Origin of the sequence: Sphingomonas horti (assembly GCF_009753715.1) — a bacterium.
GTDB lineage: Bacteria > Pseudomonadota > Alphaproteobacteria > Sphingomonadales > Sphingomonadaceae > Sphingomonas_B > Sphingomonas_B horti.
On record NZ_WQMS01000001.1, the window covers coordinates 495,372 to 512,715 of the forward strand.

Consider the following 17,344-nt stretch of genomic DNA (forward strand, 5'->3'; position numbering starts at 1 on the left):
TCAGCTGCCTGCAAGCCGCTGATAGGCTTTGGCAAATTCCTGCGCGAACACCTCAACGAAGCCGTCGTTCGCGGCAAAGGCCTTTTCGTAGCTGCGCCAGGCGGCGATATCGTCCTTTGCACGAAGCTTGATCGCGGCGGGCGCGAACTGGTCGAGCGCGGTCTTGAATGCCGCCTGCATCGCGGCGAGCGCGGCCCGCTGGTGCGCGTCGAGTTCGCGGCAGGCGGCGGCGACCGCCTCTCCCGCCTGTTCCGGCGCCATGGCCATCAGCCGCGACAGAGCGGCGTCAGCAGGCCCGTCGGTGATCGGATTGTTCGCGGCCGCCGCCGGAGAAACCTTCAGCTCCTGTCGCGCGGACCGGCGTGCCTGGGCGAGCATTGCAAGCCCGGTGATGCCTGCGCGCAATATCGCGCCGGCCGCGGCTACCTGGGCGTCCCCGTCATGGACCCCCGACCGGGAGAGCCCGGCTGCCTGAAGCAGTTGGCCGACCGGATCCGCGGCCGCGGCTGCGGGCCATGCCGAAGGCGCGGACCCCGCCGGAGCAGGCCCAGGCTGCGCGCCGGCTGGGGGCGCGCGCCCCCAATCGTCGAGGCTCATGCGTGGTGCCGGGGAGCGGGCACTCCCCCGCCCTCCATCGATCGAGACGGCAAACTCCATGTCCGCGACGCCGATTACATCGCCGTCGTTCAAGGCTTGCGATCCGGATACGCGGCGGCCGTTCACCAGCGTACCGTTGGTGCTCATGTCCTGCACCTGCCACGTCCCGCCCTGACCGGTGATCGCGCAGTGCTGCGCAGACACCAACGGATGCGACAGGAGAATGTCGACGCCATTGGCGCGGCCGATCAGCGCACGGCCGGAGTCGATGGTGAGCGGCGGCGGCAATTGCCCCGACGCCACGGAAGAGCTGCGAGGCGTGAGAACGAGCGGCATCCAACCTCCAGCCTGGCGTTGCCGCATGTCTAACAAGGCTTCAAAACGGTGCAACCGGCAGCAGGGGGATTCGGCGATGGACGGAGGCACGCGCTACGATCGGGTGCAGTATCCGGCGGGCCTGTATCCGACGACGCTGCCCGACCGGCTGGCGGCGATCGCCCGGATTCACGGCCTCGCCGCGCCGGACCCCGCCACCGCGCACGTGCTGGAGGTGGCGGGCGGCGATGGGGTCAACGTGATCGCGATGGCCGCTGCCTGGCCCGCCGCGCGGTTCCTGAGCTTCGACCTTTCCGCCGCCGCCGTCGCACGGGGCGGCGCGCTGGCGGAGGCCGCGGGCCTTAGTAACGTGCGCGTCGAAGTGGGCGACGTGATCGAGGCGGCGAAGTCGATGGCGGGTCCGTTCGATTACATCATCGTGCACGGGCTATATGCCTGGGTTCCGGAGCCGGTGCGCGTCGCCACGCTAAAGCTGATCGGACGGCTGCTTTCCCCGAACGGCGTCGCCTTCGTGAGCTACAATGCCCAGCCCGGCGGCCACCTTCGCACCGCGATCCGCGAAATGCTGATGCATCACGTCCGCGACATCGCCGACCCGGCCGCACGAGTCGCCCGCGCGCGCGAAGTGTTGAGAGATTTCTCGGCCCCGCGTCCGACGGATCGCCCCGCCATCTCGGCGCTTCGCCAGATCGCCGAACCGATGCTCAGGAAGAACAACGGCTCTCTCTATCACGACGAACTGAGCGACTGCTACGCGCCGGTCTCGCTGGCCGAGTTCGTAGCGGCCGCAGCGCCGCACGGCCTAGGCTTCCTCGCCGACGCCCTGCCGGCGATGGTCTATGACGGCTTGCCGGGCCGCGACCTGTCCGATGCGGAGACCGTCCATGCGGCGCAGGCGGATGACTATGACGTCGTGACATTCTTTCATCAGACGCTGCTGGTTCGATCGGGACGCGGGCCGCGGCGGCGGATCGACCCGGCCTGTTTCGCGAACCTTTTTGCCAGTTCCACGGCAAAGCGCACTGGAGAGATCAGCTTCGTCTTCGACGAGAGGGAGTTCGAGGTCGAGGATGCTTGGCTGGCCGACTTTCTCGGCGCGCTGGGCGAGGCGTGGCCGCGGCGCCTGGCGCTTTCCGGCTTCGCGTCCTCAGCTGAACGTTGCGATGCCCTGATCCGGCTCTACCAGCGCGAGATCGTGGCGCTGCACGCGGCACCGCTGCCGGCCGCGCTCGATCCCGGCGAGCGGCCGTGCGCCAGCCCGCTCGCCCGCGCCCAGCTCGTGCGCGGCGACGTCACTCTGTACACGCTCGATCACCGCATGCTGGCCTTTGTCGAACCGGGTCCCCGCGCTTTCCTGGCCCTGCTCGACGGCACACGCGACCGGGCGCAGCTGGCGGCGGACTGGGCGGCGTCAGGTTATGGGGATCAAGTGTCGGTGGACGAAGCATTAAGACAGGTGGCGCATGCTGGGACGCTGACGTACTAAGGGCGACGCAGTGGCCACAGCCACGGTCGTGCAGCGATGCGTGAGGAGTTAATCTTTACACTCATCGACCTCGAACACAATGTGCATTTAGAGTGAAGCAATCGTTCGGGGCAACACGGACACCGTCTTAGTCTTATCTATAGGGATTTGCACTCCTTCACGAATCTTCCACTGATGAATAGAGTTAGAGCCTGGCGGATAATTTTCGTCACTGTAGGCCTTGTTGTAATACAACCCCCCAGGAAACTTGGCCGTGAGCTCGTACTCATACTCAGATGACATGGGCAAGCGCGCAAATGTCGATACGACCATTCCCGAAGCCAGAAATCCGAGCGGTAAACCAAGCTCCTTCTCGACCTCCTGAGGGGTCTTGCCGTTCAAAAATTTCGCCAAAGTTATGTAGCCGCCTGCCGCGCCGACAATGCCGCGATCCAAAGGCGTTACTTTAACAATGCGCTTCGGGCCATTCAGCGCCCAATCCTCGCGCCGAACTGCTTCTTCGGCTTCCTTCCGCCACTCTTCGCGCATTATCCTCTCCTCCCCTGACCCTCCAGCTAGTTTACGGAAACGCAGTCGGCAGTTTATTGGACGGACTTTTCGCGCTGTCACTCGTCACATTTTTGCGGTTCATGTCCTCCGCCGCACTGTTCCATTCTACCTGTCGCCTTCGACTCCAGCTCAAATGATTTCTAGGCAGTAGAGACGCCAGACGGACTGCTCGGGCATGCAATCTTTACGAACGGGTCTACCACGAAGGGGTTGGTGCCGGCGAAGGTCCGCACGCGGAAATTGAGGCGCGCGCCGGCTTGCGTCAGGCTGCCTTCGCCGATTGCGGGCGAGGCGCCGGCCTTGATCGCGGCGACTTTCATCAGGCGGAACGCGGCCCAGGGCCCCGGCCAGGCGCGCGTTTGGGGCGCGGTGCTGCCAGCGACCGCAAACTCGACGGAGGCGCCTCCTGCTCCAGGCCAGTCGAAGACAACGGGAATGGCCGACTTGCCGTCATAGCTGAGGGTCTGGCCGTCAATCTTCAGCGTGACCGAGGTCGCACCGGTAAGCGCCACCGGCTCGATCTGGTAGGACAGTCGCGGCGCGTTGGGGTCGCTGCCGAAGAAAGTGCGAGTGACCAGATTAGCGGCCTGCAGCGCACGGACATTGGCCTCGGTCAGCCCGACCTCGCCCGCATTGGACCTGGCCTGCCAATCGGGCGTGGTCGTATCGATATAGCCCGCCAGCTCCTTGTTCACGAATGTGGCGAACTGGCCGCCCGGCGCAAAAAAGCGGGTGAAGACGTCCAGCGGCAGGTCGGCCGTGGCGGCCGGCTGGATCGGAAAGGCCCGCGACAGAAGCTGGGTGCATTGATCGCCGAAGCTGGCGTTGAGCGCCTGGTCCATCTGGGCAAGCCGCGCGCCGCCCAGCGCAACGCTCGCGTCGCTCGCCACCGCCTTGGCCCAGAGACCGGCCGGCGGCGGCATCGAGTTGGCGGATTGATCCAGCTGCAGGATCATGGCCTTCGCTTCCGTGCTCTGTTGCGAGCCCGTCTCTCCGCCGCCTCCCGGCAGCACCGCGATCACGTTCAGCTTGTCGGCGAGCTGGCCCATCGTCTGCATCAGCGCGTCGACAGGTGCCGGGGCCGGCGGCGCGCCCGCGGCGGCCGGCGCTGCATCGTTCGCGCCTACAAATATGCGCAGCGGCACGAACGCGTCGATCACGTTTTGCCTGCCGTTATTGCCTCCGCCGGTGCCGACGCCGGCCGCGCCGGCCAGCTTGATCGCGGCGCCGGCGAAGCCGCCGGTCGGTTTCGGCGCACCGGGGCCGGTGCGCACGTCGGTGGCCTTGGCGACGGCGCGGAGCAGCGGACCGATCGGCGAGAGCGGGCCGCTGCCGTCCCGCAAGCGCTGCACATTATCGCCGAGCGAGCTGACCTGACGCGGCTGGATCGATGCCAGATAGGCTTGCCAGCGACTGAGGAATTCGGCGAAGTAGAGCCGCTCCAAATCGCCCTTCAGAGCCCCAAGCTCGGAAGGAGCAATGCTGCTGCCGGTATCGCCGACCACCCATTGTTCTTCCTGAAGCAACTCCGGACCGCTGGCGACGATCGGCAGAAACGTCCGGGTATAGCCGGTGCGTGTGAACAAGGCCGGGATGCCTGCGCCGGGCGCGAATGCGCCGCCGCTTGCGAAGAACAATTCGGGGCGCGGACCGGCATTCTCGCGCGCCGTCCACATCGGCTTGCCCTTTTCCATCGCCTTGCTCTTCAGCCGGCCATAGACGCGGACCGCGGCCGGCTGGGCGCGCAGGATCGCGCGTGCCGCCTCGATCCGGTTGTCGTCCAGCGCGACCGGCTTGAAATTGCCGTCGAACAAGGCGGCGGTGTGCCGGGCCAATTCGCCAGCCTGAGTCTCCGCGTCGGGCCCGCCCCGCGCAATCCAGGCCGGCTGGACCCACGACAGCAGCTGTTCCGCCAGCGCAGGGCCGCGCGCGCCCAGGATCAGATAGGATTTGAGGTCGTCGTAAAGCGCCGTCGGGGCATTCGTGTTCGCACTCATCCGTTCTTCGGCAAGCCCGGCCAGGATCGGGGTCAATCGCCGTTGCAGATCGCGGCCGTAGATGCCGTTAAGTTCGCCCGCGAGACGACCGCCTTGCCCCAATCCGAGCGCAAAATCGCTGTCCTCGCGCATGTCGCTGCTGGCCTTGCCCAACACGCCCAGGGCGGCGAGGTCCTGCTCGACCGATGCGCTGCCGCCCTGCGACTGGCCTGCAGCGTTGGAATAGGCGGAGGCCGTCTCATAGACGCTGCGGATCAGCGTCATGTTGCGAAAATACCCCCAGGTCCAGATTCCTGCCGCCAACACGAGGGCCGCGGCACCGGCCGCGATCCCGGCCATATAGGTCTGGCGCGCACGGCGCTCCGCGACCGGGTTGCGCCCCGCCAGCCCCTGTTCCGGAAAGACCAGGTCGGAAAAGAATCGCTTCAGGAAGTAGCTGCGCCCCTGCCCGACCGCGTGCGAGGAAGCCGTGGCGGGCATGCCCGCGCTCAGCAAAATGCGATCGACTGGATTGCCGGTCTGGGTGCCGGAGGCGAAATAGACACCGCGCACACGCGCTGGCTCGTCGAACCGGCTCTTCTGGCCGAGGGCCGCAAGCAACGAGCCGAGCGGCGCTCGCAACGACGCCAATTGCGCCGGAAAAGCGGCGATCTTGGCGCGCAGGGGCAGCTGCGGCTCCGCCTGCATCCGGTCCACCACACGAGACGAGACACTGGCGACCAGCTCGTCGAACCCGACAAGCACTGCGGAATTCTCTGCGCCGTCTCCCGGGGCCGTTGTACCGAACACCTGGTCGGCCTCCGCATCGGTGCTGCGGGCGAAGAACTCGCGAAAACCGGTCAGCAGGTCAGCTTTGGTGATCAGCAGATAGACCGGCAAATCCTGGCCCAGCGTACCGCTGATTTCAGCAAGGCGCACCCGGATGTTGGCGGCGTGCGACGACATTTTGGCTGCGTCGGCGAAATCGGGAGCGGGGATCGCGACAATGATACCGTTCAGCGGCTGCAGCGGCCGGTATTGCTTGAGCAGCCCAAGGAAGCTGCGCCAGCCTTCCGCATCCTTGTCGGCATCGATATCCTGGGTGACGTACCGGCCCGCCGTGTCGATCAGCACAGCTTCGTCGGTGAACCACCAGTCGCAGTTGGGCGTGTTCGGCTGCCCCCGCAGCGCCCGGTATTCACCGGCGACCGCGGTGGGGAAATTGAGGCCGGAGTTGAGCAGCGCCGTCGTCTTGCCCGCGCCGGACGGGCCGATGATCGCGTACCAGGGCAGCTGATAGACATAGCTTTGCCGCGAGCCGAGCCGCGCGGACTTGAGCATGTCGAGCGCTTCGGACAGCTTCTCCGAGATCTCGTCATGATCGGCAGGCCCTCGCGGCGGCTTCAAGGCATCGACCATTGCCGCGTTGGCGCGCTTTTCGCTTCGCCTGACCCACCACCAGCGACACGTGACCGCGATGATCGGCAACAGCGAGACGAGGAGGCGAACGATCCGATTCCCCAGCGGGCGCACGTCAGCGATCGCAATCAGCGGGCCGATGAACCAGATGATGAAGCCGAGCAGGATCGCGGCGGCGAAGCGCCAGAACCAGCGATTGCGGAACAGGGCCTTCAGCTTCTCCACTGCTACGCCTCCCCTTCGCTAGCGCCAGGCGATATCGTTGGCGACGCGGAGTTCGACACGGCGGTTCTGTCGCCGCCCGTCGTCGGTCTTGTTGTCGCCGATCGGCCGCGTGTCGCCGAAACCTGCCGTGCTGAGACGTGAGGAGTCGGCCAGCCCAGCCCCGGCGATGGCGTTCGCGACGGACCTGGCACGGGCGAGCGAGAGCTCCTGATTTGAGGGGAAGCTCAGCGACCGTATCGCCTGATTGTCCGTGTGTCCTTCGATACGGATTGGGCCCTTGGACAGGTTCGCGGCCTGGGCCAGCCGTCCGAAGACGTCGCTCCAGCTACTGGCGGGGTCCGCTTCACCCGACCCGAAGAGACCTTGATTGTGGAGCCGGATCACGATTTCGGTCCCTTCGCGCTCCAGGTCGAGCCGCCCGGCGCGGATATCCGGTGCCAGGATCTCCCTCATCTTGTCGAACGTCGGCGTCTCGCTCTGGGGCGGAGGCGGCGGCGGCACGATCTGCGCCCCGCCCACCGCTTGGTCGAGCAGCGCGATCGCGGCGTCCGATTGTGTGCTCAGCCTGAATAGCGAGGCCGCGAAAATCAGCACGGCAATCGCGGCGATGCCGCTAAGCACTGCCCAGAGCGGAATGCGCGGCGCGAAGGGCCCCGCCGCGGCGGTCACTCCCCTCCAGTGCGGCGACAACTCGGCCGATGGAAAGCCGGTCCGCCCAGCGATCGCGCCAGCCAGCCTGGCGCGGCGTTGATGCAGCAGCGACTGGCCGCGCGGGTCCAGCGCCGCCCGGCCTTCGAAGCCGAGCGACAGGCACTGGTACAGCAGCTCCATCAGCCGCGGTTCCCGGTTCGGATCCTGCTCCATCCGCTCGGCGAACTGGAACATGCGGTCGCCACCCTGCGTGTCGTTGTGGTAGGCGGCGAGCAGGCTCTGTTGCGACCAGGGGCTGTTCGCACCCCAGGGGGTCGACATTACGGCATCGTCGATGAATGCACACAGGATGTAATGGGCGAGCTGGATCGACTTGTCTTCGAGCCCGAGATTGCGCGCACGCCGCCCGAATGCTTCCAGTTCCTCGATCGCGAGCCGCCTGAGCGCGCCGAGGTCCGGTCCGACCGGCATCGACCTGATCTGGCTTGCGAGGTAGACCAGACGGCCGGCGGCTGCGACCAGCGGCTCCGGCCCGTAAAGATCCGGCTCGGCGGTCGCAAAATCGAGGCGACCCTTTGCCGGTTCCGGTGGAGGCGCCATGCCGGAAACGGGCTGCGGCCGCGGTGGGACGTAGGGCGCGCTGCCAGACGGCGGAAGCGACTGCGGGCTCTGGCCGCCCGGCTGCATGCCGCCCGCGGGGCGAAAGACGGTCCGTTCGTCGTCGCCCGAGCCGTTCGCCCCGGTCATGACTGGGTTCCCCTTATCGCCCACATCTCAAGCTCCAGCCCCGGTATCTCGCCGGCGACATGGAGCGCCACTGCGCCAGAAGTGCGAACCGCGCTCCACTGTTCGTGACGGGTGTTGATGCTGAAATAGACAGTGTTCGCGCGGAACGGGATCTGCCGCGGTTCCGCCGGCATCGGATAGATGTCCGCACCCGGCAGCTGGCGCATCACCAAGTCGCGAATATGCTCGACCGACCCGATCTTGGTCCGCCGTGGCATATTGGCGCGCAGTTGCTCGCTGTCGACGGCGCCGCGAACCGCGAGCACGAACGAGGCGGAAGTGAACAGCGAGCGGTCCTTGATCTGCCCGACCGAGATTCCGTAGGCGCGTTGCTCCAGCGGGATAGCGACGGCAGTCTGTTCAAAGACCTTGCTGAGCGACCGCCTGAGATCGTCCATCACCGCGTCGAAGCAGAGCCGCTGCTCACGGTGCGAATAGAGCGGCATGAACTGGGGCCGGTTCGAGCTTGCAGAGAAGGTCGACAGTTCCGCGGCAAGTTCGCAGAGCGCGCCGTACAGCGCGGCCGGGTGGAACAACGGCATCGCAGCGATGTGCTTGATCATCGCTTCAGCGCGATTGACCGCCATCAACATCAGGAAATCGGTGACGTCCGCGACCGCCTTGGCGCCCGGCGTGCCCAACCGGCCGGCGATCGCTTCGCCACGCTGATGCAGCATGCCTTCCAGTTCCGACACAAAGCCGTGCAGGATCGGGCTGGCGGCGATCGTCAGCGCGCACGGGATGTAGCCCTGATCGAGTGACACCGAGTCGTCCGCGCGGCGCTCGACGATCCGCGCGATCGGCAGCGTCGTATAGCCTTCCAGGCCTTCGTCGGCGCGGCGGAGAGAGAGCTGCAGCCGGCCGACGTTCAGCGGCACGCGTGACGCACCGCCATAAACAGTGTCGGCGGCTTCGAATTCCGCCGCAAGGAACCGAGTCTCGGCCTGGGCGCTGGCGTCGAGGGCGACATCGGCGGTGCCGGCGCGCGCCTGCGGGATGCAGAGATGGACCTCCGTGTCACGCGTGTCGCGCATCGCCTCGAGCGGAAGCGGAGGCGCCGCCTCTTCGGGGACGCGGAATGGCGTGCCGTCGTCGAATACGCCGGCGCAGCGGGTGAGCACCAGCTTGCCGGCCTTGAGCTGGCCCTGGTCCAACTGCAGCTCCGCCAGACCATAGCCATGAGGGACCAGCGCCGCCACGCGCGCTTCCAGCTGTGAACCGACGAACCGCTCCAACTGCTGAAAATGCTGGGGTCGCAGGAACATGCCCTCGGACCAAACGGGCTTGTTCTCCCAAGTCACTCGACCATCACCCTTCCCCCCATGGCGCCTTTCAAGTCGACTTCAGGAACTTCTCATAACCCTCGCGAAACGCAACACTCATCACGCCGTTCGCATTGGACGTCGCATCCCGCCGCAATGCCTCGAAAACAGTTTGATACACGCTCCACCGGTCGATGCCACGCCGGAACGGCAGTCCCTTCTTCTCGCCCGACGCCTTTTCGATCAGCTTCTCAATTTCCTTCGGGGACAAACGGTCGAACACCGCAACCAGCGCCTGCTGGACGCCGGCGAGCATTGCGAGCTGATGCTTCGCGATATCCTCGAACGCCGTGCGGACCGCATCTTCGCTATCCATGAAGCCCGGGAGCGGCTGGCCCAGCAATATCTTCGCCGCATCGAGCGGCGGCAGATGCTTCAGCGGATTGTTGCGGCCCATCGACAGCTGCGTGCGCTCGACGCGGAATTCATCCTTGAAGGCCGCGCGGTGCTGGATGATGTCCCACAAGCCGAGCACGACCTGGCGATAAAGGACACCCAGTCGGCGCATCGCGTCGGGCGCGAGTTGGAGTTCATCCTCAGAGAGACCGGCTCCCTCAAGGAATGCATTCCAATCCGGTCCCGACGCCGGTTGAGGCAGCGGCGCAGGCATCGCAGCACGCGATGATGCGGGCGAAGGGGCGGCCGCGAAAGGAGGATCATCCTCCAACGAAGGCGTGGCGGATGGTTGGTGGAGAGGTACGGAAAGATCGAATGGATCGAGGATCGATGGAGGCGGCAGCGGTCCCCAATCGGCCGGGGAAATTGGTGCCGGCGGCAAGGCTGGCACGGGAGCCTCCTTGCGAACCGGCGATGCCCAATCCTCCGGGATTGCAAAATCGCCAGGGGACGGCAGCGGATCGGCCATGATCGGGCGCGAAAAGGCCTGGCCGATGGGATCCGCGAAGCCGAAATCGGACGGCTGCTCCGGCACGTCGAAAGCAGAGCTCGAAGGAGCAAGGAATTCGTTGATGGCGGGCCCGAGGAAATCGTGAACCGCGCTCGACCGGCCATCCCAGATCGGATCGGCGGGCGGGTCGAACCAGGAATCTCCCTGTCCGGGCCCCGACGGCGGAATCGGAAGCGCCGCTGCAGGCGGCGGAGCAACGGTGGCGGCGGCGCCTTCTGCCTGTGTGGCGACCGTGATGACGAAATCCCCGATCAGAAGTCGATCGTTCGGACGGACGGCGACCGGCACGTTAGGAGCGATCCGTGCATCGGGGCGGTTCAGCGCGACGCCATTGGTGCTTTGATCGACGACGAAGATGTCGAGCCCCACTGCCGAAATGGTGCAGTGCTCGCGCGAGACGAAGCCCTGATCGTCAGGAAGGACAAGGTCACATGTCTTGGCGCTGCGACCGACCTTGATCTGGCCGGAATCGAGCTGACGGCGATCGAAGAAACTGCCGGGGGCATCGGAAGTACGGGCCAGCAACAGCGTCCACATGCGCGCGTCAGCCTGCAAAAAGGCGTGTTTTGACGTTCGCCTGCGCCTGCCGACCATTGCCCCCCTTCATCAACGCAACGCCGATCTCCAACCAATCCGCAAGAGTCGCACGCTCGGCCAGGCTTGGCTCCAAGGTCAGCATCAACAGTGTGGTGCGCGTAGCGGCGCCCGGCAAATGGACGGCTGGCGCAACCATGTGTTGCCCGCGCGGCGCGATCGAGGGTCCTGCCCAATAGGCCGCCATGGCCGCCCAGCCCGGCGCCTTGCCCAGGTCGCAGGTTTCAGTGGCCGCGCCGGCCTGCTCCGCATCCGCGGCCGAAACGGTCTGCACCCAGCGCTCAGCCGCATCGAGCGCGGCGCTATCGGCCGGGCGGTGCGCCAAATCCGGCAGCAGGCGCGCCGCCAGACAGGCCCACCAGACCGTCTGTCGGTGCGGAAGGATCATGGAAAGCGCGTAAACCGCGTCGCGCGCGTTGCCCGCGGCGTGCAGGGCGCCGACCAGCGCGTCGGGCCGGGTAGCGTCGGCAAGCGCGGCCAGTCCTTCCGCTGTAAGGTCAGCCTTCTGCTCCAGCTCAGCGCGCTGGAAGCGGAGCGGAATCGTGGCGGCGGCGCTCATGCCTGCAGACTGCCTCCCAACAGCTCACCGCCCCTTCAGGGTGCGGATGATCGGCTCCATGGAATGCACGTGCGGCTTTTGATCCACAAGCTCAATCGTTTGCAGCGGCGCCCCGACATGGACGCCGACCAAGCTGACTGGGTCGAAATTCCCGCGATAATTGAGGATCGCCTCGCCATTGTTCCCGGCCACGCCGGCGGCCACCTGGGTGATGAGGTCGGTCGTCCCTCGACTCAGGACGCTCAACGCGCCGCCGCCCAGCCCACCGGCAATGCGAACCGCAAGGTTAGGGGACATCTGATGAAGCAGGTTCAGCACGCCGGGCGCGTTGAACGTATAGCCCGGCAGCTCGCAGATCGCCGCGAGCAGCTGAACATAGGCGCCGCCCAGCGAGTGGCCGGTCAGCCAGACATCCCGATACATGGCTTTGATCTTGCCCGTGAAATCGATCGCGGTGTTGAGGTTGAGCGCGAGCGCGTTCAGGCTGAGGCCGATGCCGCACAGATCGGCGACAACAACGTCCTTGAAGCTGGTCGGCACAGTTCCCCGGTACGCGACGACCGCCAGCGACGCCCTGGTGTGCTTGTAGGCGCGCGCGTGGAAATTGTCGCGCGTGATCAGGTCCTGAAGCTGCCATTCGCCGAGGAGTCGGCTTATGCCGCCGTCCACATAGGTGTCGTTCGCCATCTCGGCGAATGCGAGGGTCGTGATTGCCACCTTCGCGTCCCTTCTCGGCTCTAATTGATCAGAACCATCCCGCCCTTGAGCGTCAGCACTCCGTCGGCATTGACCTGCGTGATGGGCGCTTTCAGCGTCGCTTTCGCGCCTGCCGACATGTCGAGCGTTGCGTCCGCCTTGATCGTGATGGTGGGCGCCTTGATCTCGATTCCCTGCATGGTCATAGTGATCGTGGAGGGCCCGACCTTGAGTTGAATTTCCTTCTTCGACTCCACCAGGCTCTTGTCGGTGATGGTGACGGTCCGGGTTTTGGCGATGTCGGTCGTCTGCTTGCCATCAATCTTGAGCGTGCGGTCGCGCGTGACCGTGAGCTTCTGGTCTCGTTCGACCTTCAGCGTCTGGTCGCGCTTCACCGTCCCCCAATCATCCTGGTCGATCACCCGGCGATAGTCGCGGCCGGTATAGAGATAGACTTCCTCGGAGCCGGGCTTGTCCTCGAACCGGAACTCCTGGACGATGCTGCCATTCTTGTCGGTGATTGATCGCCAGCCGGTCTGCGTCGCCTTGCTGGTCGGATCGAACGGATATGGCTGGGACGGCGTGTAGACGGTGCCGGAGACGAACGGCAGGTCGGGATTGCCGTAGAGGAAATCGATGATGACCCGCGTGCCGACCCGGGGGAAAAACTGCGCGCCGTGGGTGGAATGCGCCCATTGCTGCTGCACCGGCAGCCAGACATATTTCGGGAGTCCCCGGTCCGAATAGTCGCGCGCGTTGGCGATCTCGACCGGGATCCGCCACTGATTGTCGATCTTCGCCTCGCCTGCGGCGGCGCCATCCAGCGCCACCACCCCAAGCAGCGGCCCCGGCGCTATGCGCTGCGGCTGGGCAACGGGCGGACGATACACCTGGCGCGCATCGATCGCCTCGAACTCGTTCGAGTAACTGGCGATCTCCGAGCCCTGAAGCATCCAGGGATCCCGAGCATTGTGGGTCACCGACGTGATCACGATTCGCTTGGTCGCCTGAGTCGGGTCACCTTTGATCTCGACGCGCCCGCCAGCGGCGAACGAGGGTTCGGAGCCCTGGCCGACGATCCTGTCCGCCTGCTGGGCTTGGCGCTGGTCGGTGGCGGCCTGGCGTGACGCGACATCGGCTTCCGCCACTGACTCGAAGCCGATGGTTTCATAGCTGTGGCCGTAAACCGCGCCCCAATTCTCCGAGCTTGAGCCCGTTTTCCGGAATGGCGTGTCCAGCTTGTTGACGTTGAACGACACATGATCGTGATTGCGCGCCGTCGCCTGCTGCATCCGGCTGATGTGATCGAACACGCCCGACGTGGACTCTGGCTCGAACGTGATCGGCCCGCTGGGCAGGTCGAAATAATCCGCTGCCTTGTTCGTCACGATCATCTTGTGATGATAGGGACCGGCGCCACGGTCATGGACGAAGAAATACATGATGCCGTCCTGCGCGAGCAGGCGGGCAAGATAGTCGATCTCGCTTTCGTCGTAGCGGACCGAATAGCCACGGACGGGCGGATTTCCCGAAAGGCTGATCGACTTGACGAGCCCCGGAACCTCCGCGCTCATGGCTTCGAAAATCTGGCGACTGGTCTTGTCCTGCACGAAGTGAGTCGCACGGGCATAGTGCGCCGCCCAATAGGCGGGTCTGACCTGCACGAACACGCGCAGATGGCCGTCGGTATAAAAATGCCGCACAGCATAAATGCGCCCGGCGAAGACGCGGCGGGTGCCCGCATGAGGCGAGATGTCCCATTCCGCCAGCTTACCGATCCAGCTCGATCGATCGGCCTCAACCTTCGTGAAAAGTTCAAGGCGGAAATCGAAGGGCTCCGAAATCCCTTCGTGCCCTTTGAAGCTCAACAACTCGTAATCGTCGAGAGTGGCGTCGGCGAGCGCCAGGAGGTTGAGTAAATGGGGGCCCATGACGCGCCTCGCACCAATCCGGGACCGGCGCGAGCGAGCCGCGCCGGAGCGACGCGGACCGCTCGGCCGGGCCAGAATCAGCCGACCTTATTCTCGACGAGGCTGTAGATGAGGTGCGTCGGGTTGCCGGCCTGCTTGACGTCGCGGCCTTTGAACGACCAGTCGAACTTCGTGAAGTTCAGCGAAATCGATTCCGTCGGCAGGCTGTCGCCGCCGCCGCTCGACATGCTGAAGCCGGACACGATCACCTCCTCGAGAGTGAGCGTCGCATAAGCGACCGACTCGCCCTTGATGGCGGCTGTGAACGAAATCACTCCCTTGCCCACCGCGTCGCCCTTCAGGAGCGCCTTGAACAGCAACTCCGAGGACTTGTCCGTCTGCTTGCTCGCAGTGATCTCGGAAACGCTCGGCTCGGAGGTCGTACGGTCGCCGCCGCGTGCGCTTGAGCAGCCGATGCCTGCGCCCCATTGGAAGCTTTCCAGCTCGATCTGATCCTTGAACTGGGAATCGGTCGTGCTGCCCTTGATGCTGTCGAATTTCAGATAGATCGCCACTTGTCTCTCCCTTCCTCACAGCAGCGACAAAGCCGCTGCTCGCCAAATACCAGGATCGAACACGCAATCCTGTGTCCGCCGTCACTCAACTCAGGACGAAAGCGTAGTCCTTCTCATCTCCCGCGGTGACTCTGACTTTCGCGACGTCTTTTCCATCGGCACGCAATACCAGTAGCTGCTCGGCAAGATCGGCAAGCATGCCCCGCTTCAGGATGTTCTCGATGTTGCGCGCGCCGCTTTCGACTTCTGTGCAGCGCGCGACGAGCCGGTCGAGCAAGGCGTCGTCCCATTCGAAGGCGGCGCCATAACTCCCGGTGACGCGCTTGCGGATTCGTTCGAGGCTGATCACCACGATTTCGCGCAGGATCTCGGGCGGCAACGGGAAGAAAGGCACCGTCACGACGCGGCCGAGAAATGCGGGCTTGAAGTATTCGAGCAGCGCCGGGCGGAGCGCTTTTGCAAGCTCCTCCGGCTCCGGCAGTGTATCGACATTGCGGCAAAGCTCTTCGATCGTCTCGGTGCCGGCGTTCGACGTCATGATGATGAGCGTATTCTTGAAGTCGATGTCGCGGCCCTGGCCGTCCTTCAGCATGCCCTTGTCAAAGACTTGGTAGAATACGTCCTGAACGCCGGGGTGTGCCTTTTCCATCTCATCCAGCAGCACGACCGAATAGGGCTTGCGCCGCACCGCCTCGGTCAGCACGCCGCCTTCGCCATAGCCGACATAGCCCGGCGCGGCGCCCACCAGGGTGGAAACCTTATGCTCTTCCTTGAACTCGCTCATGTTGATGGTGGTGACGTTCTGCTCGCCGCCATAGAGCAGCTCGGCAAGAGCGAGCGCCGTTTCGGTCTTTCCGACGCCCGACGTGCCGCAGAAGAGGAAGACGCCCAGCGGCTTGCGCGGATCGGCAAGGCCGGCGCGAGCCGTGCGGACCGTCTGCGCGATGACGTCGAGCGCATACGCCTGGCCTTTGATGCGGGCCGAAAGCCGCTCGCCCACCGATAGCACCGACCGGATCTCGTCGCTGACCATGCGGCCGACCGGAATGCCGGTCCAGCCGGCCAGAACTTCAGCAACCACGTGGCCGTCGACCACGTCGTAAACCATCGGCGTTTCGCCTTGCAGCTCGCGGACCTTTGCCTGCGCCTCGCGCAGCCTGGCGGTCGCCGACTCGGCCTCGGAGCTGTCGGGGGCTAAGCCGTCCAGCGCCGCACGCGCCTCGCCGACCGCCTTCACGGCGTCGCGCTCGGCCTTCCAGCGTTCGGACAGCGCCTCACGCTCGGCTTCCAGCTCGGCCCTTCGGGCGGCCTTCGCCTCCAGCGCGGCCGAGACGTCGATCCCGGCCCTCCCCTCCCGTTCGAGCATTCGGACCTCGGAGTCGAGCAACCCCAGCTGCCGCTCGACATTCTCGAGCGCCGGCGGCGACGCTGCCTGGCTGATTCCGACCCGGGCGCAGGCCGTATCGAGCAGCGAGATTGCCTTGTCCGGGAGTTGCCGGCCGGCAATGTAGCGGTGCGAGAGGCCGGCCGCCGACTCGAGCGCTTCGCCGAGAATGCGGACGCCGTGGTGCTTTTCCAGCACCGGCACCAGACCGCGCAGCATCGCCACCGCGAGCGCTTCGGGCGGCTCCTCGACCTTGATGACCTGGAAGCGCCGGGTCAGCGCCGGGTCCTTTTCGAAATATTTCTTGTATTCGGACCATGTCGAGGCCGCGATCGTACGCATTTCACCGCGAGCGAGCGCCGGCTTCAGCAGGTTCGCGGCATCATTCTGCCCTTCTGCCCCGCCCGCGCCGATCAGCGTATGCGCCTCGTCGATGAAGACGATGATCGGCGTCGCCGAACTCTTCACTTCCTCGATCACCGATTTCAGCCGGTTTTCAAACTCACCCTTAATGCCGGCGCCGGCCTGGAGCAGCCCAAGATCGAGGGACAGAAGCCGCACGTCCTTGAGCGAATCCGGCACGTCGCCCTGCACGATGCGGAGCGCAAAGCCCTCGACCACCGCCGTCTTCCCGACGCCCGCTTCCCCGGTCAGGATCGGATTATTCTGTCGCCGCCGCGTCAGAATATCGACGATCTGTCGGATCTCAGGATCGCGACCGAAGATCGGGTCGATCTTGCCGTCGCGCGCCTGCTGGGTCACGTCGATCGTGTATTTTGCCAGCGCTTCGCCGCCGCGCGCCGCGGCCGATGGGCCGCCGGAAGCCGGAGCGGCGCCGGGCTGCGCCTGCGCCTCGGCCGCGCCGCGCGGTTCCTCGGAGCCCGCTGCAATCTGAACCATCGTGGATCGTAGCGTCTCGACCGGGATCTTGGCAAAATGCGTGCTCGCGTCGCGCGCCACGATGGACAGGTCGTCATGGCCGAGCAGCGCGAGCAGCAAATGACCAGAGCGGATAACGCCCGATCCGTACTCCAGCGACGCGATCAGCCACGCTTCCTTGATGAGCTTGACGATGTTGGGCGCCAGCCCTGGGGCACGGCCGTTGCCGGTCTTGAACCGGTCAATCTGGCGATTGATATCCTGCGTGAGCCGGCCTGCATCGACAGAGAAATGGCTTAGTATGACTGCCATGTCGGACGTCTGCCGATCGATCAGCTTCAGCAGCCAATGCTCGATCTCGACGTCGTAGTTCGTCCGCGACAATGCGAGGCCAGCGGCGCCTTCGAGAGTGGAACGCGCCGTATCGTCAAGCCTGGAGACAAGACTCTTTAGGTTAAGCTGCGCCACATTCCCCCCTTATGTCGCTCACAGC

At 65.2% G+C, this 17,344-nt stretch carries 12 protein-coding genes; 1 reads left to right on the top strand and 11 read right to left on the bottom strand.

Features of this window, described 5'->3' with window-relative positions; all coding sequences use genetic code 11:
• Positions 1-933, bottom strand: a complete 933-nt coding sequence (locus tag GON01_RS02375; protein ID WP_181600187.1) for a type VI secretion system-associated FHA domain protein — start codon at positions 931-933, stop codon at positions 1-3.
• 76 nt (positions 934-1,009) lie between these two features.
• Between GON01_RS02375 and GON01_RS02380 the strand changes: the two genes are divergently transcribed.
• Positions 1,010-2,419: a class I SAM-dependent methyltransferase gene (locus GON01_RS02380; RefSeq protein WP_181600188.1), complete on the top strand. Its 1,410-nt coding sequence runs from the start codon at positions 1,010-1,012 to the stop codon at positions 2,417-2,419.
• Positions 2,420-2,506: 87 nt separating this feature from the next.
• On the opposite strand, the gene GON01_RS02385 is transcribed toward GON01_RS02380, so the two are convergent.
• The 10 genes from GON01_RS02385 to tssH all read right to left on the bottom strand — a co-directional run bounded on the left by GON01_RS02385 (position 2,507) and on the right by tssH (position 17,319).
• Positions 2,507-2,947 (bottom strand): hypothetical protein, encoded by a 441-nt coding sequence (locus tag GON01_RS02385; RefSeq protein WP_157025601.1) that lies wholly within the window; start codon positions 2,945-2,947, stop codon positions 2,507-2,509.
• A gap of 161 nt (positions 2,948-3,108) precedes the next feature.
• Positions 3,109-6,588 carry a type VI secretion system membrane subunit TssM gene (tssM, locus tag GON01_RS02390; RefSeq protein ID WP_157025603.1) on the bottom strand — a complete coding sequence of 1,160 codons (3,480 nt, stop codon included), beginning with the start codon at positions 6,586-6,588 and terminating at the stop codon, positions 3,109-3,111.
• Positions 6,589-6,606: 18 nt separating this feature from the next.
• Positions 6,607-7,986 (bottom strand): type IVB secretion system protein IcmH/DotU, encoded by a 1,380-nt coding sequence (gene icmH, locus GON01_RS02395; RefSeq protein ID WP_157025605.1) that lies wholly within the window; start codon positions 7,984-7,986, stop codon positions 6,607-6,609.
• A complete protein-coding gene (gene tssK, locus GON01_RS02400; RefSeq protein WP_309503761.1) occupies positions 7,983-9,326 on the bottom strand; it encodes a type VI secretion system baseplate subunit TssK in 1,344 nt (447 codons plus the stop codon). Before tssK ends, icmH begins: the two co-directional genes overlap by 4 nt.
• 31 nt (positions 9,327-9,357) lie before the next feature.
• Positions 9,358-10,791: a type VI secretion system-associated FHA domain protein TagH gene (gene tagH, locus GON01_RS02405; protein WP_181600189.1), complete on the bottom strand. Its 1,434-nt coding sequence runs from the start codon at positions 10,789-10,791 to the stop codon at positions 9,358-9,360.
• Positions 10,792-10,798: 7 nt separating this feature from the next.
• On the bottom strand, positions 10,799-11,407 hold the full coding sequence (locus GON01_RS02410; RefSeq protein ID WP_157025610.1) for a DUF6931 family protein: 609 nt from the start codon (positions 11,405-11,407) through the stop codon (positions 10,799-10,801).
• A gap of 24 nt (positions 11,408-11,431) precedes the next feature.
• Positions 11,432-12,124, bottom strand: coding sequence for a hypothetical protein (locus tag GON01_RS02415; protein WP_157025612.1), 693 nt, complete (start codon positions 12,122-12,124; stop codon positions 11,432-11,434).
• A 20-nt stretch (positions 12,125-12,144) separates the two neighbouring features.
• Positions 12,145-14,034: a type VI secretion system Vgr family protein gene (locus GON01_RS02420; protein WP_157025614.1), complete on the bottom strand. Its 1,890-nt coding sequence runs from the start codon at positions 14,032-14,034 to the stop codon at positions 12,145-12,147.
• A gap of 77 nt (positions 14,035-14,111) precedes the next feature.
• Positions 14,112-14,588, bottom strand: coding sequence for an Hcp family type VI secretion system effector (locus GON01_RS02425; RefSeq protein ID WP_157025616.1), 477 nt, complete (start codon positions 14,586-14,588; stop codon positions 14,112-14,114).
• Between the two features lie 85 nt (positions 14,589-14,673).
• Positions 14,674-17,319: a type VI secretion system ATPase TssH gene (tssH, locus tag GON01_RS02430; protein ID WP_181600190.1), complete on the bottom strand. Its 2,646-nt coding sequence runs from the start codon at positions 17,317-17,319 to the stop codon at positions 14,674-14,676.
• Positions 17,320-17,344: the final 25 nt, after the last annotated feature.

Excerpts from the sequence above, each read along its gene's own strand:
- GON01_RS02375 (WP_181600187.1), bottom strand. The coding sequence starts at position 933 with ATGCCGCTCGTTCTCACGCCTCGCAGCTCTTCCGTGGCGTCGGGGCAA.
- GON01_RS02380 (WP_181600188.1), top strand. The coding sequence starts at position 1,010 with ATGGACGGAGGCACGCGCTACGATCGGGTGCAGTATCCGGCGGGCCTG.
- GON01_RS02385 (WP_157025601.1), bottom strand. The coding sequence starts at position 2,947 with ATGCGCGAAGAGTGGCGGAAGGAAGCCGAAGAAGCAGTTCGGCGCGAG.
- icmH (WP_157025605.1), bottom strand. The coding sequence starts at position 7,986 with ATGACCGGGGCGAACGGCTCGGGCGACGACGAACGGACCGTCTTTCGC.
- tagH (WP_181600189.1), bottom strand. The coding sequence starts at position 10,791 with ATGTGGACGCTGTTGCTGGCCCGTACTTCCGATGCCCCCGGCAGTTTC.
- GON01_RS02410 (WP_157025610.1), bottom strand. The coding sequence starts at position 11,407 with ATGAGCGCCGCCGCCACGATTCCGCTCCGCTTCCAGCGCGCTGAGCTG.
- GON01_RS02420 (WP_157025614.1), bottom strand. The coding sequence starts at position 14,034 with ATGGGCCCCCATTTACTCAACCTCCTGGCGCTCGCCGACGCCACTCTC.